Here is a 26,770-nt window from a genome sequence, read left to right on the forward strand (position 1 = left end):
ACCTCGCTTTTTTCAGTGGAGCAATAAACCGTTGATATGAAATGGTTATCTACATTTTACACTACTTTGTTTACGAATCAAACGGATTTCACCCATTCGTCAACAAAGATTAGCGCAGCGTCCAATTTGCTAGGGTCTTTACCACCCGCTTGAGCCATATCAGGACGACCTCCGCCGCCACCTCCGCAGCGAGTAGCCACTTCTTTAATAAGCTTTCCTGCATGGAAGCCCTTTTCAATTAAATCATTTGTGACTCCGGCAATCAGATTGACTTTTCCTTCGTTTACGCTGCCAAGTAGGATAATTCCAGAACCGATTTTCTGTTTTAAATCGTCAGCCATGTTTCGCAAATTGTTCATATCTGTTGCTTGAACCTTTGCAGAAAGCACCTTCACACCATCAATTTCCTTCGCTTTAGAAATAATGCTTCCAGCTTCAATATTGCCCAATTTTGCAGCTAAAGATTCATTTTCACGTTGTAATTGCTTGATTTCACCGAGAAGTGCTTCAACACGATTAGCGACATCTTTCGGATTTGTTTTCAACTTTGTAGCTGCATCCTTTAAAATGCTCAATTGATCATTCAATAATTGGTAAGCTGCTTCGCCAGTGACTGCTTCAATACGACGAGTTCCAGCCCCGATACCTGATTCTGAAACAATTTTAAATAATCCAATCACAGACGAATTTGGCACGTGACATCCTCCGCAAAGCTCTAAGCTGTAATCACCAACTTGAACAACACGAACGATATCGCCGTATTTTTCGCCGAATAACGCCATCGCTCCCATTTCTTTCGCTTCAGCGATTGGTTTTAAATCGATGTTAACTTGCAAGCTGCGCCAAATTTTTTCATTGACGATTGTTTCAATTCTTTCTAATTCTTCCGGATGTATTTGACCGAAATGAGAGAAGTCAAAACGTAATCGCTCTGCTTCAACAAGAGAACCCGCCTGATTAACATGCTCGCCAAGCACATCCTTTAATGCCTGATGAAGTAAATGAGTTGCTGTATGGTTTTTAATGATGTGAGCCCGATTATCTTGGTCTACGGATGCTGTAACTTGTTGATTAGTTGTCAGCGTCCCCTCAACAACAACAGCTTGTTGAAGATTCTGTCCGTTTGGAGCTTTTTGAACGTCTTTAACAGCTACTTTTACTCCTGCTGCTTCAAGCATACCTTTGTCAGCAATTTGACCACCGCTTTCGGCATAGAAAGGCGTCTCATCTAAAATGAACTGAATTTCATCGCCTGCATTTGCTTCAGTCACAATTTGTCCATCTTTTAAAATCACTAATACTGTTGCATTTGTTTCTAATTGATTGTAACCAATAAAGTCGCTCTGTACTTTAATATCGCCAAGTACGCCACCTTGAACATGCATGGAATCAACATCTTGTCTTGCGGCACGTGCGCGCTCACGTTGTAACTCCATTTCCTTTTCAAAGCCATTATGGTCAACCTTCATGCCTTCTTCTTCGGCGTATTCTTCTGTTAATTCAACCGGGAAGCCATAAGTGTCATATAATCGGAAAATATCTTCACCAGGAATGGTATCGCTATTTTGGTCTTTTTGCTTTTTAATCACACTTGATAGAATCGCTAGGCCATCATGTAAGGTTTCATGGAATCGCTCTTCTTCGTTTTTAATTACTTTTTGAATAAAGTCTGTTTTTTCTTTGACCTCTGGATAAAAATCGTGCATAATTTCGCCGACAACTGGAACTAATTCATACATAAACGGACGCTCGATATTGATATGCTTTGCATAGCGAACGGCTCGACGAAGTAGACGACGTAATACATATCCACGGCCTTCGTTTGAAGGTAGGGCACCATCACCAATCGCAAACGCTACTGTACGAATATGGTCAGCGATTACTTTAAAGGCAACGTCAAGTTCTTTATTTTCACGGTATTTCACACCAGAAATTTCTTCTGTTGCATTGATAATCGGCATAAATAAGTCTGTATCGAAGTTCGTAGGAACATCTTGAACAACGGAGGCCATCCGCTCAAGTCCCATCCCAGTATCAATGTTTTTCTTTGGAAGTGGTGTGTATGTTCCATCAGGGTTATGGTTGAATTGTGAGAACACAAGGTTCCAAACCTCTAGATAACGTTCATTTTCACCGCCAGGATATAGTTCAGGATCTGTCGGGTCGTCGCCATATTCTGGACCTCGGTCATAGAAAATTTCTGTATTCGGTCCACTTGGGCCTTCACCGATATCCCAGAAGTTCCCTTCTAAACGGATGATTCTTTCTTCAGGAATACCAATTTTCTTATGCCAATATTCATATGCTTCTGTATCTTCAGGATGGATGGTAACTGATAAGCGTTCCGGATCCCAGCCAATCCATTTTTCACTTGTTAAGAATTCCCAAGCCCACTCGATCGCTTCTTCCTTGAAGTATTCGCCGATAGAGAAGTTCCCTAGCATTTCGAAGAATGTGTGGTGTCTAGCTGTTTTTCCTACATTTTCGATATCGTTTGTGCGGATTGATTTTTGCGCATTAGTGATTCTTGGATTTTCAGGAACGACACGACCATCAAAATATTTTTTTAATGTTGCAACACCGCTGTTAATCCATAGTAGTGACGGATCATCATGCGGTACAAGCGGGGCGCTTGGCTCCACTGCATGTCCTTTTTCTTTAAAAAATTCTAAATAAAGCCGGCGAATATCTGAGCCTGTTAAATTCTTTTTCACCAAAAAACCCTCCTTATTTTCTAAAAAACAATACAAAAAGCCCTCATCCCTAAAAACAGGGACGAGAGCTATGCTTCTCGCGGTACCACCCTGATTATGGACAAAACTAGCACGTCCACCTCTCAAATCACCTTAACGCGGTAAACGGCAGGGGTTAGCTGCACTCCGGACTAGCGTTCTGTTATTCTTCATCCTAGAATTTCTTTCAGCCTGGGAAATTCCTCTCTGGCAGGTAAATGTTCATCTTGAAATGCGAACTTTCGCTTCCAGACTTTACCTTAAGATGGTCTATAACATACTTGTTCCTTCAACATGTTAAATATGCATATAGCCGAATTATATAAAATCGGGAAATAGTTTGTCAATGTTTGGGTAATGTGCTGATATTTTCCCGATATTTCATGATATGCTCCTTGCCATGGATGATGGCCACCTTGATGATCGACAGGATTGGGACTGCAATGATCAACCCCAAAATCCCACCGATCTCCCCACCAACCAAAAGTGCAAACATGATTAAAATTGGATGCATATGTAAGCTTTTTCCGACTATAAACGGTGATAAAATATTCCCTTCGAGAAATTGCAAAACGAAGATAATAATCAGCGAAACAATCACCATTTTTACAGATACAGTTGCACCAATGATGACAGCTGGAATCGCGCCAATAATCGGTCCAAAATATGGGATTACATTCGTTACTCCAATAATAAACCCTAGCAATAACGGATAGCGCATATCTGTTACCCAAAACAGAACAGCTGATATCGCACCCACCACAAGGCAGACTAAGAGTTGACCACGAATGTAATTTCCGAGGGTGGCATCAACATCCCGTAAAAACAAGACCCCTTGTTTTCGCCATTTTCGTGGCGTTATGTACCATAATGCCTTTTTCATAAGATGATAATCTTTAAGCATATAAAAAGCGATGAAAGGGATAATGGCAAATACGACAATTGAATTTATCAACTCAACAAATCCGGTTAAGACCTTTTCCAAAAATTGATTCAGCTTTTCCTCAACAGCAAGGATACCATCGTCTATTCTTTCTCGGGCGCCTTCTGGCCATTGATTCGTTTTTTTCTGTATTTCATCGACCATGTCCCGGTACTGGTCTGCTAGTACGGGGATATTTTCTGATAGATCCTTTAATTGGTGGATAATGGCTGGGATACCTTTGTATAATCCATATCCGATACCCCCAAAAAATATTAAATAGATGATGATAACAGCCAAGCCGCGGTGTAAACCGGCTCCATGTAACCTTTCTATCGTTGGATGGAGCAAATAGCTGATAAATGCAGCGATGATAAATGGGATGAATACGGTAATCATTATTCTTAGAACAGGCAACCATAATTGCTGCAGTTTTAGAAAAATAAATATCATACCAAATAAAAGCAATAAGAAGCCGATTCGATAAAACCATTTCATCTGAATCTCCATGCTCACCCCTCCTCCATAATAGTTTCTAGTGTTAAGGGGAATTTATGCTTCGATTTTTTTCTTGGTTATAGTGAGAATAGTTGTTTCTTGTTTATTTAAGTGCCCTGATTTTTGGTACAGTTGAAAATTAGGGTACTTATCGCCTCCCTTAGTACCCTAATTTTTGATGAATCTGAAATTGAGGGCACTTATGGCTTCCCTTAGTATCCTAATTTTCGGTGAAACCGAAATTGAGGGCACTTATGGCTTCCCTTAGTATCCTATTTTTCGGTGAAACTGAAATTGGGGGCACTTATCACCCCTTAGTACCCTAATTTTCCGTAAATCTGAAATTGAGGGCACTTATGGCTTCCCTTAGTATCCTAATTTTCGGTGAAACTGAAATTGAGGGCACTTATCGCCCCTTAGTACCCTAATTTTCGATGAATCTGAAATTGAGGGTACTTATGACTTCCCTTAGTACCCTAATTTTCCGTAAATCTGAAATTGAGGGCACTTATACGGTGTACATACTACGCCTCCGTCTATCCCACCCGAATACCGCCACAAATCATCAACATAAAAAAAATCCCCGTAGGCTCACGCCTAGGGGATATTACCACACTAATCTAATTTAAAACATTTTACTGATACGTTTTCCCATTCGTTTCATTTGTCGGCCAGACATCATATTATTATTTCGCATCATAGTAAATGCTGCCACTCCTGCACCGATGGCAAGAGCAGAGGAAACTACCTTGTTCATCCGTATCACCTCTAATTGTCATTTTTACACACTGTATCTACGCTCGTCCTCATCAAATAAATCATCAAGTGAACTTAATGAACCATCTTCCTCGACTTGATGGGTATGGATTAGACCATTTCCCAAGGAAAGCTCGATAAAACAATTCCAGCAATAATACTGATTAATACCGATTTTTCCAATATCTTTACTCTGGCAGTTTGGGCACTGTAACAAGTAGGACACCTCACTCATGATCTACATTTACGATGATGGTATCCTTTCCAATCGCAGGTGGCTGAACGGTTTTCACGACTCGTTTCCCTTCCTTTATATCTGAAAAGAATCCATCCGTACATTCATACCCTACGATTGTGCCCAATTCTTCCAAAAAGTAAACATCCTCAACAAGACCCAACTTCTCCCCTTCAGCCGACATCACCATTTTACCGGTAAGTTTATGTTGATGCTCAATCGTAAAATCGGGAGGTTCGACAAGTGGTTCCAATACCTGAGGCTGACTAACCATAACACCATCTGTGCCAAAGGAAACAACATTTTCAATCTCAATTCTGTTCATTTTGTGAAACAATGTCTTCTTTTTTAGCAGCAGCCCTTCTACTTTCCCATTGCTCGAAATACATAAGTCGCAAACTTCGCCGAGTTTTGAACCATTCCTTAAATCAAAAACTGGAAGACCTTTAACTAACGAATACGTTCGCAAAAGTTTTCCCCACCTTTCCGAACATTGTTAGTTTTGGCTTCCAGTCTTAAAATCATAATGAGAAACGTTTACCATTTCTAAGAAAAGCGCAAGGCGCCCGCCTATCGGTGACAAGCATAAGACGAGCTGGCCGGAAGGTTGTCTTTTACCTTCTGGACGGATTGGCTTATGACCTCGAACCGATGGCGCCTTGCGCTAGACACTACTCAAATAAATCTATTTCTGTTCCTCCATAAAATCATACGGAGTCAGTTGCTCCATTCCAATCAATGGGTCAGTTAACAGTAGCTTTTCTTCGTACGAGAGTTCCTCCTGCTCGGAGTCATGAGCAGTCTGTAGAGATTCCTGTACTGCTTGACGCATCGGCTCCAATGCCTCGATAAGCTTGTCCGACAATTTGGTATTGCGGGCCTGGTCATCTGCACGTTCAACCCCAGTCCGTAACGCTTCCTCTTCACCACAGATAATCAAAAATTGTTTACTTCTCGTAATCGCCGTATAGATTAAATTCCGTCTTAGCATTCGATAATAGCTTTTCACGATTGGTAAAATCACAATCGGAAATTCGCTTCCTTGTGATTTGTGAACTGAACAGCAATACGCAAGAGTCAATTGATTCAAGTCATTTCGAGTATAGGTGACCTCATTGCCTTCAAACGAAACGAGCACCATATCTTGCTTTTCTTCATTTTCCTTCGCATAAAAAATCGATATAACTTCGCCAATATCACCGTTAAAAACATTATTTTCGGGCTTGTTCACCAGCTGAAGTACTTTATCACCAATCCGATACTTTATTTCTCCAAATTGCAATTCTTTGCGCGTACCATCAGGATTAGAATTAAATATTTCTTGAAGTAACTCATTTAAGCGGTCAACCCCTGCTGGTCCGCGATACATAGGAGCCAGTACTTGAATATCCTTGGAAGTAAAACCTTTCTTTTTCGCGTTAAGGACGACCTTCTCCACGGCATCGGCAATCTGAGCAGTGGAGCAGCGAATAAACGAGCGGTCCTTCTGCTGTGCGGTTACTTGAGGAGGCAGCTTGCCCTGCTTAATTTCATGAGCTAAATCGATAATCGACGACCCTTCGGCCTGACGATAAATATCGGTTAAGCGTACAGTTGGAATGACCTCGGAACGAAGCATATCCTTTAAGACTTGACCGGGACCTACGGATGGAAGCTGGTCCTCATCACCCACTAATATTACTTGAATGGTTGGTGGCAATGCTTTAAAAAGTTGGTTAGCCATCCATACATCGACCATGGAAGTCTCGTCAACGATTAAGATTTTACCTTCTAAAGGATTTCCTTCATGATGATCAAAGCCTTCAGCACCGTTCCAGCCAAGAAGTCTGTGAATCGTTACCGCTGGCAAGCCAGTTGATTCAGCCATTCGCTTCGCTGCACGACCGGTCGGTGCTGCCAATAAAAACGGAAACGGCTCCTCTTTTTTATAGTCCTTAGGATTTAAACTGCAGCCATGTAGCTCTGAATATAGCTCGACAATCCCCTTAATAACAGTCGTTTTCCCAGTGCCCGGACCACCAGTTAATATCAGCATTGGAGACATGAGCGCCGTTTGAATCGCTTCCTTTTGTGTCGGAGCATATTGAACACCAATACGCTCCTCCAGCTCACCTAAGGCCAATAAAAATTCCGATTCCGGAAATTGCTCAGCATACTCTGTTTGCGCCATTAATCGTTTAACCTGTGAAACAATTCCCTTTTCCGAAAAGTAAAGCGAAGGTAAATAAACTAGTTGCTCTTCAATGACTATTTTTCCTTCTTCACCAAGTTTAATCAGCTCATTTGAAATATCCTCGAATTCAATGATCTCTTGTCGTTTATTTTCTTCTAAAAGGGCTTTGACCGAGATTAACAAATCACGCGCTTCAAGAAATACATGTCCCGCTTGAATACTCTCACTCTCAAGCATGTAATATAAGCCTGCTTTTATTCGATCGGGATGAGCTCCGGTAATGCCAAGCTGATGACCTAGTTCATCGGCGCGACCAAAGCCAATCCCTTCAATATCTTCGACAAGTTGATAAGGATTCTTTTGAATAACCTCAAGTGTTTGTTCTTTATAAGCTTGATAAATTTTCATCGAAATTTGCGGACCGAATCCATATTGGTTCAGTGCGACCATAATTTGCTCTAGCCCTTGATGCTCCATGAGCGTATCGTAAAGCAGTTTGGCTCGTTCAGGGGGAAGCTTTGGTATGGAATCAAGTAACGAGGGTTGATTTAATATTCTCGAGATTGCATTCTCACCTAGAGTTTCAACAATCTTTTCAGCCGTTTTTTTACCGATTCCTTTAAACATCTCACCAGCTAAATAGTTGATAACTCCCTGTTTTGATTGCGGCATGTCCTTTCGGAAATGCGTAGCTTGAAACTGCAAGCCGAAACGGGGATGGTCCTTCATATCACCATAAAAAATATACGTTTCTTGTTCATGAACTCGGGGGAAGTACCCGGTGATGACAGCCTCTTTATCCTCATAGGACAAATTTGTTTCCTCAACACGAATTCTCATCACCGTATATAAATTTTGTTCATTGTGAAAAATCGTGACCAAATGCTTGCCCTTGATAAATTTTCCCTGTTCCGAAAATAAATCTAGTGAGTCCTGTTGTTCCACGGAATTCCCCCCTTTCAACTCAAATCGTTAGTTTACATTATTATCTGAACTAGATATGACAGCCTTTGTATTTAGCGCTAATAAATGATCTGGTTGAATTTCGATTGCTTTATCCAAATAGGATAGTGCTTGTTCTTTATTTTCCTTAAACGCATACGCCACACCAAGATTATAAAGTGCATCAGCATGCTGTTCATCGATTTCAATGCATTTATGTAATTGCGAGATGGCTTCATCTAACAGGCCTTCCTGTGCTAAACAGAGGCCATATTGGAACAGGGCTTCAGCGTCGTCTGGATTTAGTTCAACAGCCCGCTGTAAATACGGTAAGGCAAGACGAGCAGTTTGGAGCTGTACTAAACACATGCCGAGCATAAAATAATTATCGGAAGTATGTAAGCCTTCTTTTATTGCTTGATCAAACATTTTTTTAGCTTCATCAAATTGTTCTTTTTCATATAGTAGTGCACCTGCACTATAATAGGCTGCTCCACCGCCGCCTAGTTCAATTGCCTTTTCAAAAAATTTCATCGCACGTTCAGGGTCGCCAACTGCTGATAAAACATTACCAAAATTAACATAAGCTACTGCATCGTTCGGGTTTGCTTCAATTACTTCCATAAAAACTTTGGCTGCTTCTTCCCATTTTCCTTCTTTCATCATTTCAATTCCAAGTTGGTTCTTATCCATTTATCTCACTCCGTTCTCAAAAATTATAGCATAAAACTCGAAAAGCGGAAGCGGCTCGCTCAGCCCCGACAAGCTTAAGACAAGCCGGCCGAAAGGTGGCTTTTTACCTTTTAGACGGATTGTCTTAAGACCTCGAGGGGCTAGCAGCTTACGCTAGACATAAAAAAAAGCACTGACTGTTTTGACAGTCAGCACCTTGTTTACAGCTTAGCCAACATACGTCAGACGTTCACCGTTTTTGTATACTTCATCAATCGTTCCGCCGCCTAAGCACTCGTCACCATTGTAAAATACAACAGCCTGTCCAGGTGTCACAGCACGAATAGGTTCATCGAAAATGACTTCAACCTTATCTGCATCTACTACTTTCACTGTCACCTTATTATCAGCCTGGCGATAGCGGAATTTTGCAGTACAAGTAAATTCCTGACTAACAGGACGATTTGACATCCAGCTAGTTTTTGTTGCCGTAATCGAATCGGAATAAAGCTTTTCATGATGGAAGCCTTGACCAACATATAGAACATTACGCTCTAAATCTTTGCCAATGACAAACCACGGCTCACCGGAACCACCGATTCCCAGTCCATGACGCTGACCAATTGTATAGTACATTAGCCCATCATGGTGCCCCTTCACTTCACCATCAAAGGTTTCCATATTCCCTGGCTGGGCTGGAAGGTAATTCCCAAGAAACTCTTTAAAGTTTCGTTCGCCAATAAAACAAATGCCTGTGCTATCTTTTTTCGTAGCCGTAGCTAAATTAGCTTCTTTAGCTAATTCGCGAACTCTTGCTTTTTCAAGGCTACCTATAGGGAACATAACCTTTTCAAGTTGACTTTGAGATAACTGATTAAGGAAATAAGTTTGATCCTTATTTTCATCAATCCCACGGAGCATTTTGTATTCACCGTCGCGAAACTCTACGCGAGCATAGTGGCCGGTTGCTAAATAATCAGCTCCAAGCTTTAACGCGTGCTCTAAAAACGCTTTGAATTTAATTTCTTTATTACACATGACATCTGGATTAGGCGTACGACCTGCTTTATATTCTTCAAGAAAATAAGTAAACACCTTGTCCCAATATTGCTTTTCAAAATTAACAGCATAATACGGAATGCCAATCTGATTGCAAACCCGAATTACATCTTCATAGTCTTCGGTTGCTGTACAGACACCAAATTCATCCGTATCATCCCAGTTTTTCATAAAAATCCCGATAACGTCATAGCCTTGCTGCTTTAGTAATAAAGCGGCAACAGATGAGTCGACTCCACCGCTCATCCCGACGACAACCCGGGTATCCTTAATTGCTTTTTGCACCATCTTCACCTCGCTATAGTAGCGATCCTTCTATAGTTATGATTCAGTCAATCGTTTAACGATTTTAGCTGTTTCTTTGCCAACCTTTTGGATTTGCTCAAGATTATTGGTTAAACCAAAGCTGAAACGAATCGAATTCACAATCTGTTCAGAGTCTTTCCCAAACATTGCGACAAGGACATGGGAAGGATCGATTGACCCAGCCGTACAAGCCGAACCACTTGATGCTGCAATTTTTGCTAAATCCAAATTGACCAGCATCGATTCAACATTGACTCCAGGAAAGCTTAAGTTTAAAACATGTGGCAAGGAATTATCAAGTATTCCGTTTATGGAAAAATCAATCTGAGCTTCTGTCAGCTCATCAATCATACACTGTTTATATTGACGATATTGAGCGCCTCTTGCTTTAAGCTCAGATTGAGCAATTTTGACAGCTTCATGAAATCCAACAATTGCTGGAACATTCTCAGTTCCGGCACGTCGCTTTCGCTCCTGCTCACCACCGAAACTTTGGGGAAACAGCTTTATTCCACTTTTAACATACAGAAAGCCTATCCCTTTTGGTCCGTTGATTTTATGGGAGGAAACAGATAACAAATCAATCTTTTGCTCTTTCACATTGATACTTTCCAAACCGTAAGCTTGAACTGCGTCAGTATGGAACAACGCCTGATGCTCCTCAAGTAAATGGCCAATTTCAGCGATAGGTTGGATTGTGCCCACCTCGTTATTACCATACATAACCGAAACAAGAATCGTATCTTCGCGCAAAGCTTCTTTTACAGCATCCACCGAAACACGACCGGCTTCATCGACTGGTAAATATGTAACCTCAAATCCATCCTTTTCCAGCCTCTTGCAGGAATGAAGGATAGCATGATGCTCGATTGCCGTGGTAATAATATGACGGCCTTTTTGACTATTTGCATGGGCAACACCCAAAATTGCCAGGTTGTCACTTTCCGTGCCTCCACTTGTAAAAATCAATTCTGTTGAGTTTGCTCCAATACTTTTGGCGATTCCATCGCGGGCGACATCCAAACGGTGACGTGCTTCACGTCCAAAAGAATGGATACTTGAAGGATTCCCAAAAGTTTCCTTCATAGCTTGTGTCATGACCTCTACCACCTGAGGATGCATTGGTGAGGTGGCAGCGTGGTCCACATAAATCCGTTCCAAGTGTATTTCACCTACTTTCAAGCAGTACTCCGTATAAAGTTAATGTAATGCATGGATTAACCTAATCTCACATTATAAACTATAAACAATGCAATGCTTTTAAATATAAAACATATAAGAATCTGGTACATTATCATCATCGGAAAAATTCGCTAAATCCTCCAATGTCGTATTGTCTAAAACATCCTTTACTGCGTCGCGAATGCGAATCCATAACTGACGTTTTACTGGCTCTTCCTCTTCAATTCCTTCAACAGGAGTAATCGGTCCTTCTAAGACGCGAATAATATCACCAGCCGTTATTTTTGAAGGCGTATTTCCTAACACGTATCCACCGTATGCCCCACGAATACTTTTTACAAGTCCGGCATTACGTAATGGAGCAATTAGCTGCTCCAGATAATGTTCAGACAGGTCATTCGATTGAGCAATTGCTTTTAATGACAATGGACCATCTCCATGTTTTTTGGCTAATTCGATCATGATGGTTAAGCCGTATCGACCTTTAGTTGAGATTTTCATTACCAGCACCTCTTTTTATTTTTCGCAAGTTAATTATTATAAGTTTTTCCATTATTATGATTCCGTAATTACATGCGTGAATTTTAATTCCTTACATTCAAATCAATTTTATCAAATTTAAAATCACTTTTGCTATTATAGCACAAGAAAATGCAATTTTCCCTCCAACATGATATGTTAAATGGGTAGTGTCTTGATTAAAATGGGATTTTGTTACAGGTTGGAGAGATGAAGGATGTCAGAAAAACCACTTGCATTTCGAATGCGACCGAAAAATATAGATGAAGTAATCGGCCAGGATCATTTGGTTGGAGAAGGTAAGATTATCAACCGAATGGTCAAAGCGAGGCAATTATCGTCGATGATTTTATACGGGCCACCCGGAATTGGCAAAACATCGATTGCCAGCGCGATTGCTGGTAGCACAAAATATGCGTTCCGGACGTTAAATGCTGTCACCAACAATAAAAAGGACATGGAAATTGTTGCAGCTGAAGCAAAAATGTCTGGTAAGGTAATATTACTACTTGATGAAGTTCATCGCCTTGATAAAGGCAAACAGGACTTCCTCCTCCCATATTTAGAAAATGGAATGATTACCTTAATTGGAGCTACGACAAGCAATCCTTATTTAGCTATCAATCCAGCGATTCGCAGTCGCTGCCAAATTTTCGAATTAAAGCCATTAAGCCCTGACGATATCGTGATTGCGTTAACACGAGCGTTGGCAGATGAAGAACGTGGTCTTGGAAAATGGAATCCCGAGGTTACAGATGATGCTTTACTCCATTTAGCAACCGTTTCAAACGGGGATGTACGCAGTGCCTTAAATGCCCTTGAGCTTGCAGTGCTATCAACGTCCCCAGCTGACGATGGAAAAATAAAAATCGATGTCAAAACCGCCGAAGAATGCATCCAAAGAAAAAGCATGTCTTATGATAAAGATGGTGACGGACATTATGACGTGCTTTCAGCCTTTCAGAAATCAATTCGTGGCAGTGATGTAAATGCTGCACTACATTATTTAGGCCGGTTAATTGAAGCTGGTGATTTACTAAGTATCGCCCGAAGATTAATTGTGATTGCCTATGAAGATATTGGTTTAGCTAGTCCACAAGCAGGAGCGCGAACGCTTGCCGCGATAGAAACTGCAGAAAGATTGGGTTTCCCTGAGGCCCGTATTCCACTAGCTAATGCCGTTATTGAGCTTTGTCTTTCACCAAAGTCTAATTCAGCTATTATTGCAATTGACTCCGCTTTATCTGATATACGAAAAGGCATCTCAGGGGAAGTTCCCGCACACCTTCGCGATGCTCATTACAAAGGTGCGAAGGAGCTCGGCCGGGGCATTGATTATCAATATCCACATGATTTTGAAAACGGCTGGGTTAAGCAGCAATATTTGCCTGATCGCATCAAAAATAAACAATACTATGAGCCGAAGCGCACCGGTAAATTTGAACAAGCACTGGCTTCAGTGTATGAACGGTTAAATAAGAAATAGAGGTCCATTGAAGCGGACCTCTATTTTTTATGCTGTAATATCCCTCTTTTTAAATACATAATAGGCTAGCCCTATAAATAGACAAAAATACAAGAGTAGCATGACAACGGAAAACGACAAGCTCATTCCCTCAATCATTGGCCTACCTTCAAAATACTGCATCAAATTGGTGTTGGCAAATAAAATATACTTTGCCCATTCGTACTTAACAGCTAATAACTGCGTTACATTCCCACCCATAAACATGAGAAAGATTGATAGTCCAATCGCCAGTGAGCTATTGCGAAAAACAGCCGACATCATAAACGCCATCGTCACAAGCATCACCATATTGATTGATTTTAAGCAATAATAAACAATTAAATAAAGCCCTATCGGCAGTTCAGAAACTACACCTTCCTGATAAAGCAAATATGGTGTAGGTTTATCAGGGAAACCAAATAATATTGCACCTAAAATACCCGATAGCAAAAATGTTATTGTCAGCATCAATAATCCAAACAAAAATACAGTGATATACTTTGAAGTCAATATTTTCGCACGACTAATTGGCCTAATTAATAGGAGCTTGATTGTCCCCCAATTAAATTCACTGGCAACAATACCGGCAGCAATTGTAATGATAAAAATACCAACAAAATCAATCATTTGCGAAATATCACTGACAAAGCTCCAGATTGTATAAGCTTCTAGAGGTGGTAAATCATGTTCGATTCGGTATTCGTTACGTGCAATACTCTCTTTGTAGTATTCATTCATACCTGACTGACCTTTTTCGCTCTCCATTTGTCTTTTTAACGCATCATTCTCCATTTGCAAATTTTGTTTCCATTGTGGATCATTATCTTCCATATTGCCAATATTGTATTTCATTGTGACACCGGCAATTGCAATCACGATTATCAATAAACCAAGCATGACATAGGTGCCAGGACGACGAAAAATCTTAATCATCTCATTTTCAATTAACCCAATCATAAGATTTTCCCTCCATCCCCTTTTGTAATTTCCAAGAAACGATCCTCTAATGTTTTCGTCAATTCACGAACCCCGTAAACCTTAAGGTCAGTATGAACAAAAGCTTTAATGATGTCCGGAATTAACTCTTTTGCGATTGTTAAAGTGATAGTCCGCTCACCTTTTTGAATGCTCAAGTTCGGGTATCGTTCACCGAGGACTGATATGGCTTGTGGAAGTGGTGTTACTTCAAATTCTACAATCGTTTCCGCAGCACCTTGGACAAACTCCTTAACTTGTTGAACATCAACTAGTTTACCATTTTGAATGATGCCGATACGATCACACATCATTTCCATTTCAGACAAGATATGACTAGATACAATGACAGCCATATTTTTTTCTTTTGCTAAAAATCGTAAATAATCCCTGATTTCTCTAATACCTGCCGGATCAAGTCCATTAGTAGGTTCGTCTAAAATTAAAACCGCAGGGTCATGCAGCAAGCATTGAGCAAGCCCCAGTCGTTGCCGCATTCCCAAAGAGTAAGTCTTTACCTTATCATCAATCCGTTCGGAGAGACCTACTAAATCAACAATTTCATCAATTTTCGCTTTCGATACTCCTCCGACCATCCTCGCATATTGTTGAAGGTTTTGATAGCCACTTAAAAATTTATACATTTCAGGATTTTCAACGATAGCACCGACCGACTGCACTGCTTTTTCAAAATTCTTCTGAATGCTAAAACCATCAATTTTAATATCACCGGAGGTAATGCTCATTAACCCGACAATCATCCTGATGGTTGTTGTTTTCCCGGCACCATTCGGACCAAGGAAGCCAAATACCTCCCCCCGATATACATCAAAGCTTAAATCATCAATGATGGTCCTGCCTTTAATTACTTTCGTTAAGTTCTCGATTGAGACGATTGGTTTCGATTCCATGTCATGCTCCTCTCTTTGTAAAAGAGTGTCCTATTTCTTCTTTTAAATTACCGTTTTTCGATTCCTGTCGCAACAGTGTCATATTATTGTCAAAAGTATTAGTGTGAGAATGTCACTTAAGCGAAACGAATGATACGAGAAAAGAGGCTGGGACATATGTATTTCAGCTAAACAAAAAACCGAACTATCATGCGAAATTCTAACTTAGAATTTCCTAATAGTTCGATTTTTTAATTCCTTTTTACTATAGAGCTACCCTGAAATAAATGTGGATCACACATTAAGTGCAGTTTTTTTGCTTGAGGGTTTGTTAACCCGAATGTTGATTTCCTTGTGTTTGAAAATAAGCGGAAGAATTACGCTTATTTTGGAAAAGACCCATATTTCCCTTATAATAACGGGAGTTTTTCCGCTTATTTCATAAAAATCAATTGATTTTGTCTTTTGGGGAGTAGTTAAGCGGAAAATCTACCCTTATTTCAGCTCATTTAGCCCCATTTACATAAAATAAGGGGAAATTCTACTCTTATTTAGATTCTCATACCTACATGAAAATCAACACTGAACTCTAATATAGTCCTACAAGAAATCATTTGGTTAGCGAACAATTTAGTTCTGTCCCAGCTTCTTAATGTCTATTTATGTTCATCACTTACTCGGGTAATTTTAATATCGGATAATAATTGTCGGACAACATAGCTAGCCATAATGAGTCCTGCAACCGATGGTACAAATGCATTTGATGAAGGTGGCATTTGCGCTTTACGGATTTCAGCTTGATCATTACCGACCACCTTGCGGACATCCTCGCGAATCACAATTGGGCTTTCATCAGAAAAGACTACCGGGATTCCTTTGTGAATTCTCTCTTTGCGAAGCTTCGTTCGGATGACTTTTGCGATTGGATCCGTATGGGTTTTAGAAATATCAGCAATTTGGAACCGAGTTGGATCCATTTTATTAGCAGCGCCCATACTAGAAATCATCGGTATATTCCGTTTCAGGCATTCCTTCATTAGATGGATCTTATAGATAATTGTATCGGATGCATCGACGACGAAATCAAGTCCATAACTGAAAAATTGCTCATATGTTTCTTCTGTATAAAACATTTTCAAAGCGATAACTTCACAATTAGGATTAATATCTTTAATCCGTTCTTTCATTAATTCTGCCTTTGGTTGTCCAACGGTTGATAATAGTGCAATAACCTGACGATTGACGTTCGTAATATCTACTGTATCCTTATCGACAAGCACCAGACGTCCCACACCTGACCGCGCCAACGCTTCAGCTGCAAACGAGCCAACACCGCCGATACCAAGTACTGCAACCGTGCTCCCCTTCATGATATCGAGACCTTCTTGACCAATGGCTAATTCATTTCTAGAAAATTGATGTAGCATACTTTATCACTCCAACACCAAACTGTTCATTTTGTTTTACTTCTTAGCTTTTTCCCGATAATGAATATAACATACTTGCTCATAAAAATAATAGTATTTCGATAGGAATTTGGTAAAAAGAGAAGCTCTTTGATTTATCGATGGAGTTTGCATTTCGTTGGTAGCAATTTTTTTTACTGAACTTCAAATTTTGTTACCAATATGCTTTATTGGTAACACTTTTCCCCAGTCATGGATTAATTTTGTTACCAATCCCCCTCATTGGTAACAATTCTCCTCGTTCTCGACCTCATTTTGTTACCAATACCCACATCCCAAAAGAGAGAAAAGGCCAACTCACTTAACTAATCTCATCAACAAACACAACAAAAAACCCCATGGAAAAAATCCAAGGAGTGTGAGTACTAATATAAAAGTGAAAAAGCCCCAATCGTGCCGTCACGTAATTGCTTCGTTTTGATCCTGCTCCCTGCAGGTGGGTGTCCTGTTTCAAGCTTATGTAGGTCCCCTATAACGAGGCGTGAACGCGACTTGAAAACTCAAACTCCCAAAGTGAAAATGTTAGGTCAAAACATCTGCTAATGTAACTAACACATCAGGACTCTTTCTTATTACTTAAATAGTACCATAAAATATTTCAGGAAACAAGAATTGAGAAGTGGCAATTACTTGTCCATTTTTACAGTTAAATCCAAATAAAGCTCTCTTAATTGAGTTTTGCTTACTTGTGACGGTGCTTCAGTTAATAAACAGCTAGCACTTGCTGTTTTAGGGAATGCAATCGTATCACGAAGATTTGTGCTTCCAGCTAATAGCATAACTAATCTGTCTAAACCTAGAGCGATTCCGCCGTGTGGAGGCGTTCCATATTCAAACGCTTCAAGTAAGAATCCGAATTGTTCTCGAGCTTCTTCTGGTGTAAAACCAAGAACGCTAAACATTTTTTCTTGAACTGGACGTTCGAAAATACGTAATGAACCTCCACCAAGCTCATATCCGTTTAACACGATATCATATGCTTGAGCGCGTACCTTGCCAGGATCTGTTTCTAATAAATCCAAGTCCTCACGGAATGGCATTGTAAATGGATGATGCGCACTATAGTAACGGCCGTCTTCTTCTGAGTATTCAAGCAGTGGCCAATCAGTTACCCATAAGAAGTTGAATAGACTTTGATCGATTAGGTCTAATTCCTTACCAAGCTTCAGACGTAGTGCGCCTAAGCTATCAGCAACAATCTTTTTATTATCAGCCACAAATAGGATTAAGTCACCTAATTCAACATCCAATGCTGCTTTAATTTGTGCTTGTTCTTCCTCAGATACAAACTTCGCAATCGGACCTTTTAAGCCATCCTCTTCAGCTTTAAACCAAGCTAAGCCCTTTGCACCATAAACTGCTGCAAATTCAGTTAGATGATCGATATCTTTACGTGAATAACGGTCAGCAGCACCCTTTACATTCAATGCTTTAACCTGTCCGCCTGCAGCAATTGGACCTGAGAATACTTTAAAGCCTGAATCCTTAAGGATTTCAGAAAGATCTACTAACTCAAGGCCGAAGCGAGTATCCGGTTTATCTGAACCGTAACGGCTCATTGCTTCATCATAGGTCATGCGTTGAATGGGTAGCGCGATCTCAACACCTTTAACCTCTTTCATGATTTTTGCCATCATTTTCTCAATAAGAGCAATGATATCGTCCTGGCTCAAGAAGCTAGTTTCGATATCGACTTGCGTAAATTCCGGCTGACGGTCAGCACGCAGGTCCTCATCACGGAAGCAACGCGCGATTTGATAATAGCGCTCTACTCCACCAACCATTAACAGTTGCTTAAAGATTTGCGGAGATTGTGGTAATGCATAAAATTCCCCTGGATGTACACGACTTGGTACTAAATAGTCACGTGCACCTTCTGGAGTACTTTTTGTTAAGATTGGTGTTTCAATATCAAGAAAGCCTTCGCCATCTAAATAATCGCGAATTGCTTTTGTAACTTGATGGCGCATTTTGAACGTCTCAAACATTACTGGACGGCGCATATCAAGATAACGGTATTTTAGTCTTAGGTCTTCTGATACATCTGTCTTATCTTCAATTTGGAATGGTGGTGTTTTTGCTTCGTTAATAATGTTTACTTCATCCACCATTACTTCAATTTTACCAGTAGAAATGTTTTCATTGATGGTGCTTGCATCACGAGCAACAACAGTTCCTTTAATATCAAGGACATATTCTGAACGAACCTTTTCCGCAATCGCTAATGCATCGCTTGAAGTTTCTTGATTAAATACGATTTGAACAATGCCAGTACGGTCGCGAAGGTCGATGAAAATAACCCCACCTAAATCACGACGCTTTGACACCCAACCTTTAAGAGTTACTTTTTCGCCAATGGCAGTCTCTGGAACATCTCCACAAAAATACGTTCTTCCAAACATAGTTTTCTAATCCCCCTCTTTATTTACAAAAACCTGATAAAGTTTCAATGAATGATGGTAAATCTACTTCAGTTTGTTCACCAGTTGCCATATTTTTTAGATTGATTTTATTAGCCTTCAATTCATCATCACCTAAAACGGCAACAAATTTTGCTTGGTGACGATCGGCAGCTTTAAATTGAGTCTTAATTTTACGATCTAAGTAATCGCGTTCTGATGAAAAACCAGCCTTGCGGAGTTGATGTAAAAGCGTAACGGTATAATCCTTCGCTTCTTCACCAAGCGACACCAAGTAGCAGTCAATGCTTTCAGACAATGGAAGCTCGACCTTCTCGGCTTCTAATGCAGCTAAACATCTTTCAATACTCATCGCAAAGCCAATCCCTGGTGTCTCTGGTCCGCCAAGTTCCTCAACGAGACCATTATAGCGACCGCCACCACATAAAGTCGTAATCGCCCCAAAGCCTTCCGCATTGCTCATAATTTCGAAAGCTGTATGATTGTAATAATCAAGACCGCGAACTAAATTTGGATCGATTTCAAATTCAACATCTAGTGCAGTCAAGTACTTTTGCACCTTCTCAAAATAGCTACGAGATTCATCATTTAAATAATCGATAATCGATGGAGCTGATTGCATTAGTTCATGATTACGGTCTTGTTTACAATCCAAGATTCTCATTGGATTTTTCTCTAAGCGGCTTTGACAATCAGAACAAAATTCCCCAATACGTGGTTGAAAATGCCCGATTAGCGCCTCTCTGTGTGCATTTCGGCTTTCTTTATCGCCAAGGCTATTGATCACAAGCTTTAACTTTTTTAAGCCAAGCTCTTGATAAAGCGACATCGCCAGTGAAATGACCTCTGCATCAATCGCAGGATCAGAGCTGCCAAGCGCCTCTACTCCAAACTGGACAAATTGACGGAACCGTCCTGCCTGTGGACGCTCATATCGGAACATAGGTCCCATATAGTAAAGCTTCACAGGTTGTGTGGCATTACCGAACATTTTCTTTTCAACATAAGCACGAACCGTTGAAGCAGTTCCTTCCGGACGCAATGTAATACTTCGATCGCCACGATCTGTAAATGTATACATTTCCTTTTGGACAATATCTGTTGTATCCCCAACACTGCGTTGGAATAATTCTGTATGCTCGAAAATCGGTGTGCGAATTTCGTGGTATTGATATTTTTCGCAAAGCTCTCTAGCTTTCTTTTCAATCAACTGCCATTTCTCCACTTGACCTGGTAGAATGTCCTGCGTCCCACGCGGAATTTGAATTGACATGTGTTAAATATCCTCCTTAAAACCTACCTATTTCTTTAACAACGGGATTGATTGTCATTTTATGTAAAAATAAAAAACTCCCGTCCCCTTGTTAAAAATAACAAAGGGACGAGAGTTGTAGAATTTTCCCGTGGTACCACCCTAGTTGAAGCTAAAAATAGCTCCCGCTCTAACAGTTAACGCCTGCTTACGTCCTGCTCCTAGTAGGGCCATTTGCCGTTTCAGAGCGAAACCTCCTGGGTGTTCTTTCATCAAGGCACATGTAGAAATGCTTTCAGCCGCGACATTTCCTCTCTAATCATGTGTAATCTTCATTACTCTTCCCGATCACTGGTTTTCTATAAGTCATTTTATCTATATAATCATAAAGAGCATTTTCGGGATTGTCAAGAATAAAAAGCGGAGGCGCCATGATAGTACTCCTTCAATCTTTACGAGCGCTCCATATGCTTTTTCAATTTTTTAACATCCCCAAGAGTTAGACCAAATTCTGTTGCTAATTCATATACAGTTGCTTGCTGTTCTTGTTGAATAAAATCATGAAAATCAATCCCGAACAATTGATTTTCTCCTGCAATGGCTGACATCGATTTCCCGCTATTTCTCAAATTAGTCCCCTCCTGTTGGTTCATTGTTATTATCTTTCCCAATAGTGGCAAAAATGTTTCATTTAGGTGATAAATTCTAGAACGCTGAAAAAAAGGAATGAATTACATATTCTAGTCCGTTAAAATGGATATAGGTGAAAGGAGGACACTGCTTGCCGAAAAATACATATTTTATTTGGGTCTTTATTATCATTCTTTGTTTTACGACATTACACCCGATTAAGACTTCTGTTGCAGCCGCAACCAGCACTGTTACCATCATTTCTAACCAAACCAATGTCCGTGAAGGACCAGGATTAAGCTATAAAAAAGTCGCACAGGTCGATAGCGGCGAAAAATTTTCAGTAATTAAAGAAAGCGGCGACTGGATTCAAATCGATCTTAGTAAAAATAAAAAGGGCTGGGTTGCTAATTGGGTCGTAAAGACTGATCAAAAGCAATCATCTGGCTCTTCTAATTTGAGCAAAGGTAGTAACGCTCAAGTGACAACTGATGGTTTGCGAGTTCGTTCCGGCCCAGGTACAAACTATAAAGTGCTTGATACTTTAAGTAACGGGACGACCGTTGAAATTACAAGCACGAGCGCTGACTGGGTAAAAGTATCCTATTCAGGTGGTCAAGGGTGGGTCAGCAAGCAATACATAAAGGTAAAAGCTGCTGCGGAAAAACAGCCCGAGCAGTCAAAAGAAAAATCCGATTCAAAACTGGAGAAGGGCTATGGCACAGTAACCGCATCCACTTTGTATGTCCGCTCTAAAAGTTCACTTGAAGGTACGATTATCGGAAAAGTAAGTCAGGGTGATAGCTTTAAAATTTTAGAAGTAGCCAACAATTGGATCAAAATCGAATACCAAAAGGGGGCCTATGGCTGGGTTGCCTCATGGTTTATTGAGCAAGGCGGAGCCTCTGAAACTCAGACTGTCGCGATTGCTACAAATAAATCGATAGAAATATTGCATGACGGAACAAACATCAGAAAAAATCCGAACATCCAAGCTGATGTTGTTGACCGCGTCAATAAAGGTGAAGTATTCGAGAATGTGAAGCAAGTAAATGACTGGTTTGAAATCCGTCTTAACAACGGAAATAAAGCCTATGTTGCAGGCTGGGTTGTAAAAGTGAAGGGCAGCGGCCAGCAAATTGAGAAATCTGGGGCAGAAATTCATTTGAAAAATAAAACCATCGTGATTGATCCTGGGCATGGCGGAAAGGATCATGGTACATCAGGCTACAGTGGAACATCTGAAAAATATATCACGATTCAAACGGCACATCTGCTCGGTAAAAAATTAACCGCAAGTGGTGCTAATGTTATTTTTACCCGCTCCAATGATACCTTCCTATCCCTATCATCAAGGGTTCGTCTCTCCCATTATCATGCAGCGGATGCCTACATTAGCATTCATTATGATAGCAGTGAAGACAGACAGGTGCGAGGTACAACAAGCTTTTACCATTATTCGTTTCAAAAGCCACTAGCCAGCGCGCTCCATCAAGCATTGGTTCAGAATATCGGTCTAAAAGACCGAGGCGTACGCCACGGTGATTACCATGTCATCCGGGAAAATAAACAAAATGCCGCCCTGCTAGAATTAGGGTATTTAAGCAACAAAACCGAAGAAGGCATCATCACGACAAAAGGGTTTCAGGAAAAAGCCGCTACTGGAATCTATCAGGGATTAGTAAAATATTTTAGCAAATAAAGTTGTTTGGCGGGCTCGTCTTTGGACGAGCCTTTTTTGCTGGGGATGTGGTGGTGTGGTGGTCGTGAGGATTTATGGTTTTATGGTTTTGTGGTTTTGTGGTTGCTTTCGTTACTCTAAAGCAAGTTTTTTTATTGTAGATGGTGCGATTAGCTTGTTTGCGTTACCCTAAGTCGATATTTTAAGGCCTAGATGGTGCGATTAGCCTTTATTCATTACTCTAAACCGATTTTTTCTGTCCTAGATGGTGCGATTAGCCTTTATTCATTACTCTAAGTCGCGATTTTTTGTCCTAGATGGTGCGATTAGCCTTTATTCATTACCCTAAACCGATATTTTCTGTCCTAGATGGTGCGATTAGCCTTTATTCATTACTCTAAACCGATTTTTTCTGTCCTAGATGGTGCGATTAGCCTTTATTCATTACTCTAAACCGATTTTTTCTGTCCTAGATGGTGCGATTAGCCTTTATTCATTACTCTAAACCGATTTTTTCTGTCCTAGATGGTGCAATTAGCCTTTATTCATTACTCTAAATCGATATTTTCTGTCCTAGATGGTGCGATTAGCCTTTATTCATTACCCTAAACCGATATTTTCTGTCCTAGATGGTGCGATTAGCCTTTATTCATTACTCTAAATCGATATTTTCTGTCCTAGATGGTGCGATTAGCCTTTATTCATTACTCTAAATCGATATTTTCTGTCCTAGATGGTGTGATTAGCCTTTATTCATTACTCTAAACCGATATTTTCTGTCCTAGATGGTGCGATTAGCCGGTTTTCATTACTCTAAACCGATTTTTTCTGTCCTAGATGGTGCGATTAGCCTTTATTCATTACTCTAAACCGATATTTTCTGTCCTAGATGGTGTGATTAGCAAATTTTCATTACTCTAAATCGCAAATTTTAGTCCTAGATGGTGCGATTAGCCTTTATTCATTACTCTAAACCGATATTTTCTGACCTAGATGGTGTGATTAGCTAGATCCCCGTTCCCCGCTCAATAGCCAGAATTCAAAAAACTCCCCACCATTAAGATGAGGAGCTAACAATCCAACAAAACAATCTATTTACTTTCAACAATCAACGTAACGGGGCCGTCATTGACAAGCGCGACGTCCATCATCGCTCCGAATACACCCGTTTCAACGTGAACACCCTTCTCACGCATTAGTCGATTAAACGCTTCATAGATTTCAATGGCATGCTCTGGTCTTGCTGCGTCCATAAAATTGGGACGACGACCTTTGCGGCAATCACCATACAAGGTAAACTGAGAAACGGATAACACCTCTCCGCCGACATCAAGTAACGATAAATTCATCTTATCAGAATCGTCTTCGAAGATTCGGAGGTTTGCTATTTTATCTGCCAAATAGGCTGCGTCCGCTTCTGTATCCTCGTGTGTTACACCGACTAACAAGACGAAGCCTTTATTTATTTTTCCAACAACAGCTCCGTCCACAGTTACGCTTGCTGCTTTACTGCGCTGTACTACTACCTTCATTCCGTAAAAACTCCTTAATTCATAATCCGTCTGACGGCGTACACATCAGGAATTTGTTTAATGCGATCAACGACCTTCTGCAAATGCGCCACATTGTGAATGGCGATTGTCATAATGATGGTCGCTGCTTTATTTCGATCAGATTTACCGGTTACCGCTGAAATATTAGTTTTCGTTTCATTAACGGCTTGAAGCACTTCGTTCAATAAACCGCGGCGATCATAGCCGGTAATCTCAATATCCACATTATATTCCTTCCGGTCATTAAGCGCGGTTTCCCACTCTACCGGAATCAGTCTTTCCTTGGCGTCCTCAGTATTGATATTTGTACAGTCGGCCCGATGCACTGATACCCCTCTGCCCTTAGTAATGAAACCAACGATTTCGTCACCAGGAACTGGGTTACAGCAGCGCGACAAACGTATCAACAAATTATCGATCCCAGTCACACGAACACCTGACTCGCGCTTTTTGCTTGCAGGGAAGCCCTTCAACTCTGATACCGCAGTCTTAACATCAGTGACTTGTTCAAGATCACGTTTTTTACGCCATTTTTCAGTTAAGCGATTCGCCACCTGAAGCGCGGTTACGCCATTGTAACCTACGGCAGCATACATATCCTCGTCACTAGCAAAATTAAATTTCTCGGCAACACGTTTTAAGTTGTCAGCAGTTAGGATTTCCTTTACATCAAAATCCATATTGCGGATTTCTTTTTCAACAAGTTCCCGGCCTTTTTCAACATTTTCCTCTTTCCGTTGCTTTTTGAAAAAGGCTCTGATTTTATTTTTCGCCTGAGAAGTTTGAGCTAATTTCAACCAGTCTTGGCTTGGCCCATATGAATGCTTTGATGTTAAAATCTCAATAATATCACCGGTTTTCAGCTTGTAATCAAGCGTAACCATCTTGCCGTTAACCTTCGCACCAATCGTTTTGTTTCCGATTTCGGAATGGATTCGATAGGAAAAATCGATAGGAACTGAGCCAGCTGGCAGTTCAATTACATCGCCTTTTGGTGTAAAAACAAATACCATATCGGAAAATAAATCGACTTTAAGCGATTCCATAAATTCCTCGGCATCCGTTGTTTCGTTTTGAATTTCAAGAATTTCTCTGAACCACGTAAGCTTTTCTTCATAAGTACCAATGTCACTCGGCGCTTTACCTTCTTTATAAGCCCAGTGAGCAGCAATTCCAAATTCAGCAATCGCATGCATTTCAGACGTTCTAATTTGCACCTCAAGTGGCTCACCCTTCGGACCAATCACAGTCGTATGCAAAGATTGATACATGTTAGGCTTAGGCATGGCGATATAATCCTTAAACCTGCCTGGCATTGGCTTCCAACAGGTATGAATGATCCCTAATACTGCATAGCAATCCTTAATGCTATTTACAATGATACGTACTGCTAATAAATCGTATATTTCATTAAACTGCTTATTTTGCAAATGCATTTTTCGGTAAATACTGTAAATGTGCTTTGGTCTACCAAAAATATCGGATTTTATCGAGACCTCTTCCATTCGTTCTCTTACTTCGGCAATGACCTCTTCAAGATATTGCTCGCGCTCGGCACGCTTTTTCTTCATTAAATTGACTATTCGATAGTACTGCTGAGGATTTAAGTAACGTAATGCCGTATCCTCAAGCTCCCACTTAATTTTTGAAATCCCTAAACGATGCGCAAGTGGAGCGAAAATCTCCAATGTTTCGTTGGCAATTCTTCGTTGCTTTTCATGTGGCAAATGCTTAAGCGTTCGCATATTGTGAAGGCGGTCCGCCAGTTTTATTAAAATAACCCGCACGTCTTTGCCCATGGCAACAAACATTTTGCGGTGGTTTTCTGCCTGTTGTTCCTGATGGGATTTATATTTAATTTTTCCGAGCTTCGTCACTCCATCGACAAGCATCGCTACGTCCACATTAAATGCCTCTTTCAAATCCTCTAAGGTAACGTCAGTATCCTCGACGACATCATGAAGAAAACCAGCAGCAACTGTATAAGGGTCCATTTCTAAATCGGCAAGTATTCCTGCGACTTGAATTGGATGGATGATATACGGCTCCCCAGATTTTCGGTATTGTTCACGATGGGCATGTTTTGCAAATTCATATGCCTTTTGAACTAGTTTAACATGCTCCGCATTTAAGTATGCTTTTGTTCGGTCGATGACTTGTTCGGCGCTAAGTACTTGATCGTTCGCCATATAATCACCTTTATATTTCAACTTTTTTATACTTGAACCTTTTTACAAGATTTATTAAATAATAATGATTGTATTTATTATCGAAAAAAATACTGCAGATGTAAAGTAATAGGCAATTTTTTCTAACCACGCAGCGTTTTTTACAAATATTTTTTTGGGTTCTAATCATTAATTATAGTATACTGACCCCTAACGTTCAAAACCTTTATGT

The 26,770-nt window shown here is 40.4% G+C and carries 20 protein-coding genes, 1 other RNA gene and 1 other annotated feature; of the genes, 2 read left to right on the forward strand and 19 right to left on the reverse strand.

Annotated elements, in window-relative coordinates; all coding sequences use genetic code 11:
- Positions 1-77: 77 nt before the first annotated feature.
- The 10 genes from alaS to cymR form a co-directional block, all read right to left on the reverse strand.
- Positions 78-2,714 (reverse strand): alanine--tRNA ligase, encoded by a 2,637-nt coding sequence (alaS, locus tag FXW34_RS02760; protein WP_147532448.1) that lies wholly within the window; start codon positions 2,712-2,714, stop codon positions 78-80.
- Between the two features lie 361 nt (positions 2,715-3,075).
- Positions 3,076-4,164, reverse strand: coding sequence for an AI-2E family transporter (locus FXW34_RS02765; protein WP_147532449.1), 1,089 nt, complete (start codon positions 4,162-4,164; stop codon positions 3,076-3,078).
- A gap of 613 nt (positions 4,165-4,777) precedes the next feature.
- The gene (locus FXW34_RS02770; protein WP_147532450.1) at positions 4,778-4,909 is read right to left on the reverse strand and encodes a YrzQ family protein; all 132 of its coding nucleotides are present in this window, start codon (positions 4,907-4,909) and stop codon (positions 4,778-4,780) included.
- A 24-nt stretch (positions 4,910-4,933) separates the two neighbouring features.
- Positions 4,934-5,125, reverse strand: coding sequence for a hypothetical protein (locus tag FXW34_RS02775; protein ID WP_147532451.1), 192 nt, complete (start codon positions 5,123-5,125; stop codon positions 4,934-4,936).
- Positions 5,126-5,135: 10 nt separating this feature from the next.
- A complete protein-coding gene (locus FXW34_RS02780) occupies positions 5,136-5,612 on the reverse strand; it encodes a PRC-barrel domain-containing protein (RefSeq protein WP_147532452.1) in 477 nt (158 codons plus the stop codon).
- A gap of 216 nt (positions 5,613-5,828) precedes the next feature.
- The gene (gene recD2 / locus FXW34_RS02785; protein ID WP_147532453.1) at positions 5,829-8,261 is read right to left on the reverse strand and encodes an SF1B family DNA helicase RecD2; all 2,433 of its coding nucleotides are present in this window, start codon (positions 8,259-8,261) and stop codon (positions 5,829-5,831) included.
- A gap of 27 nt (positions 8,262-8,288) precedes the next feature.
- Positions 8,289-8,951, reverse strand: coding sequence for a tetratricopeptide repeat protein (locus FXW34_RS02790; protein ID WP_147532454.1), 663 nt, complete (start codon positions 8,949-8,951; stop codon positions 8,289-8,291).
- A 207-nt stretch (positions 8,952-9,158) separates the two neighbouring features.
- Positions 9,159-10,274 (reverse strand): tRNA 2-thiouridine(34) synthase MnmA, encoded by a 1,116-nt coding sequence (gene mnmA / locus FXW34_RS02795; RefSeq protein WP_147532455.1) that lies wholly within the window; start codon positions 10,272-10,274, stop codon positions 9,159-9,161.
- 36 nt (positions 10,275-10,310) lie between these two features.
- Positions 10,311-11,456 (reverse strand): cysteine desulfurase family protein, encoded by a 1,146-nt coding sequence (locus FXW34_RS02800; protein WP_147532456.1) that lies wholly within the window; start codon positions 11,454-11,456, stop codon positions 10,311-10,313.
- 99 nt (positions 11,457-11,555) lie between these two features.
- On the reverse strand, positions 11,556-11,978 hold the full coding sequence (gene cymR, locus FXW34_RS02805; protein WP_147532457.1) for a cysteine metabolism transcriptional regulator CymR: 423 nt from the start codon (positions 11,976-11,978) through the stop codon (positions 11,556-11,558).
- A gap of 235 nt (positions 11,979-12,213) precedes the next feature.
- Between cymR and FXW34_RS02810 the strand changes: the two genes are divergently transcribed.
- A complete protein-coding gene (locus FXW34_RS02810) occupies positions 12,214-13,482 on the forward strand; it encodes a replication-associated recombination protein A (protein WP_147532458.1) in 1,269 nt (422 codons plus the stop codon).
- 27 nt (positions 13,483-13,509) lie between these two features.
- Here FXW34_RS02810 and FXW34_RS02815 read toward each other — a convergent pair whose 3' ends face one another.
- From FXW34_RS02815 to FXW34_RS02845, 7 genes are all read right to left on the reverse strand, one after another.
- A complete protein-coding gene (locus FXW34_RS02815) occupies positions 13,510-14,460 on the reverse strand; it encodes an ABC transporter permease (RefSeq protein ID WP_147532459.1) in 951 nt (316 codons plus the stop codon).
- A complete protein-coding gene (locus tag FXW34_RS02820) occupies positions 14,457-15,389 on the reverse strand; it encodes an ABC transporter ATP-binding protein (RefSeq protein WP_147532460.1) in 933 nt (310 codons plus the stop codon). Before FXW34_RS02820 ends, FXW34_RS02815 begins: the two co-directional genes overlap by 4 nt.
- 635 nt (positions 15,390-16,024) lie before the next feature.
- Positions 16,025-16,795 carry a tRNA threonylcarbamoyladenosine dehydratase gene (locus FXW34_RS02825; protein ID WP_147532461.1) on the reverse strand — a complete coding sequence of 257 codons (771 nt, stop codon included), beginning with the start codon at positions 16,793-16,795 and terminating at the stop codon, positions 16,025-16,027.
- A gap of 419 nt (positions 16,796-17,214) precedes the next feature.
- Positions 17,215-17,400, reverse strand: a non-coding RNA gene (gene ssrS / locus FXW34_RS02830) — 6S RNA.
- A gap of 60 nt (positions 17,401-17,460) precedes the next feature.
- The gene (aspS, locus tag FXW34_RS02835) at positions 17,461-19,236 is read right to left on the reverse strand and encodes an aspartate--tRNA ligase (protein ID WP_147532462.1); all 1,776 of its coding nucleotides are present in this window, start codon (positions 19,234-19,236) and stop codon (positions 17,461-17,463) included.
- A 19-nt stretch (positions 19,237-19,255) separates the two neighbouring features.
- Positions 19,256-20,527: a histidine--tRNA ligase gene (hisS, locus tag FXW34_RS02840; RefSeq protein WP_147532463.1), complete on the reverse strand. Its 1,272-nt coding sequence runs from the start codon at positions 20,525-20,527 to the stop codon at positions 19,256-19,258.
- 101 nt (positions 20,528-20,628) lie between these two features.
- Positions 20,629-20,867 (reverse strand) — a binding site (T-box leader).
- Between the two features lie 91 nt (positions 20,868-20,958).
- The gene (locus tag FXW34_RS02845; RefSeq protein WP_187118812.1) at positions 20,959-21,135 is read right to left on the reverse strand and encodes a hypothetical protein; all 177 of its coding nucleotides are present in this window, start codon (positions 21,133-21,135) and stop codon (positions 20,959-20,961) included.
- A 152-nt stretch (positions 21,136-21,287) separates the two neighbouring features.
- On the opposite strand from FXW34_RS02845, the gene FXW34_RS02850 reads away from it, so the two are divergent.
- Positions 21,288-22,838: an N-acetylmuramoyl-L-alanine amidase family protein gene (locus tag FXW34_RS02850; protein WP_246140834.1), complete on the forward strand. Its 1,551-nt coding sequence runs from the start codon at positions 21,288-21,290 to the stop codon at positions 22,836-22,838.
- Between the two features lie 1,070 nt (positions 22,839-23,908).
- Here the strand turns inward: FXW34_RS02850 and dtd are convergent.
- Positions 23,909-24,349 (reverse strand): D-aminoacyl-tRNA deacylase, encoded by a 441-nt coding sequence (gene dtd / locus FXW34_RS02855; RefSeq protein ID WP_147532465.1) that lies wholly within the window; start codon positions 24,347-24,349, stop codon positions 23,909-23,911.
- A 14-nt stretch (positions 24,350-24,363) separates the two neighbouring features.
- The gene (locus tag FXW34_RS02860) at positions 24,364-26,559 is read right to left on the reverse strand and encodes a RelA/SpoT family protein (RefSeq protein WP_147532466.1); all 2,196 of its coding nucleotides are present in this window, start codon (positions 26,557-26,559) and stop codon (positions 24,364-24,366) included.
- Positions 26,560-26,770: the final 211 nt, after the last annotated feature.

Source organism: Bacillus marasmi (genome assembly GCF_902168435.1).
Classification (GTDB): Bacteria; Bacillota; Bacilli; order Bacillales; family Cytobacillaceae; genus Bacillus_BU; species Bacillus_BU marasmi.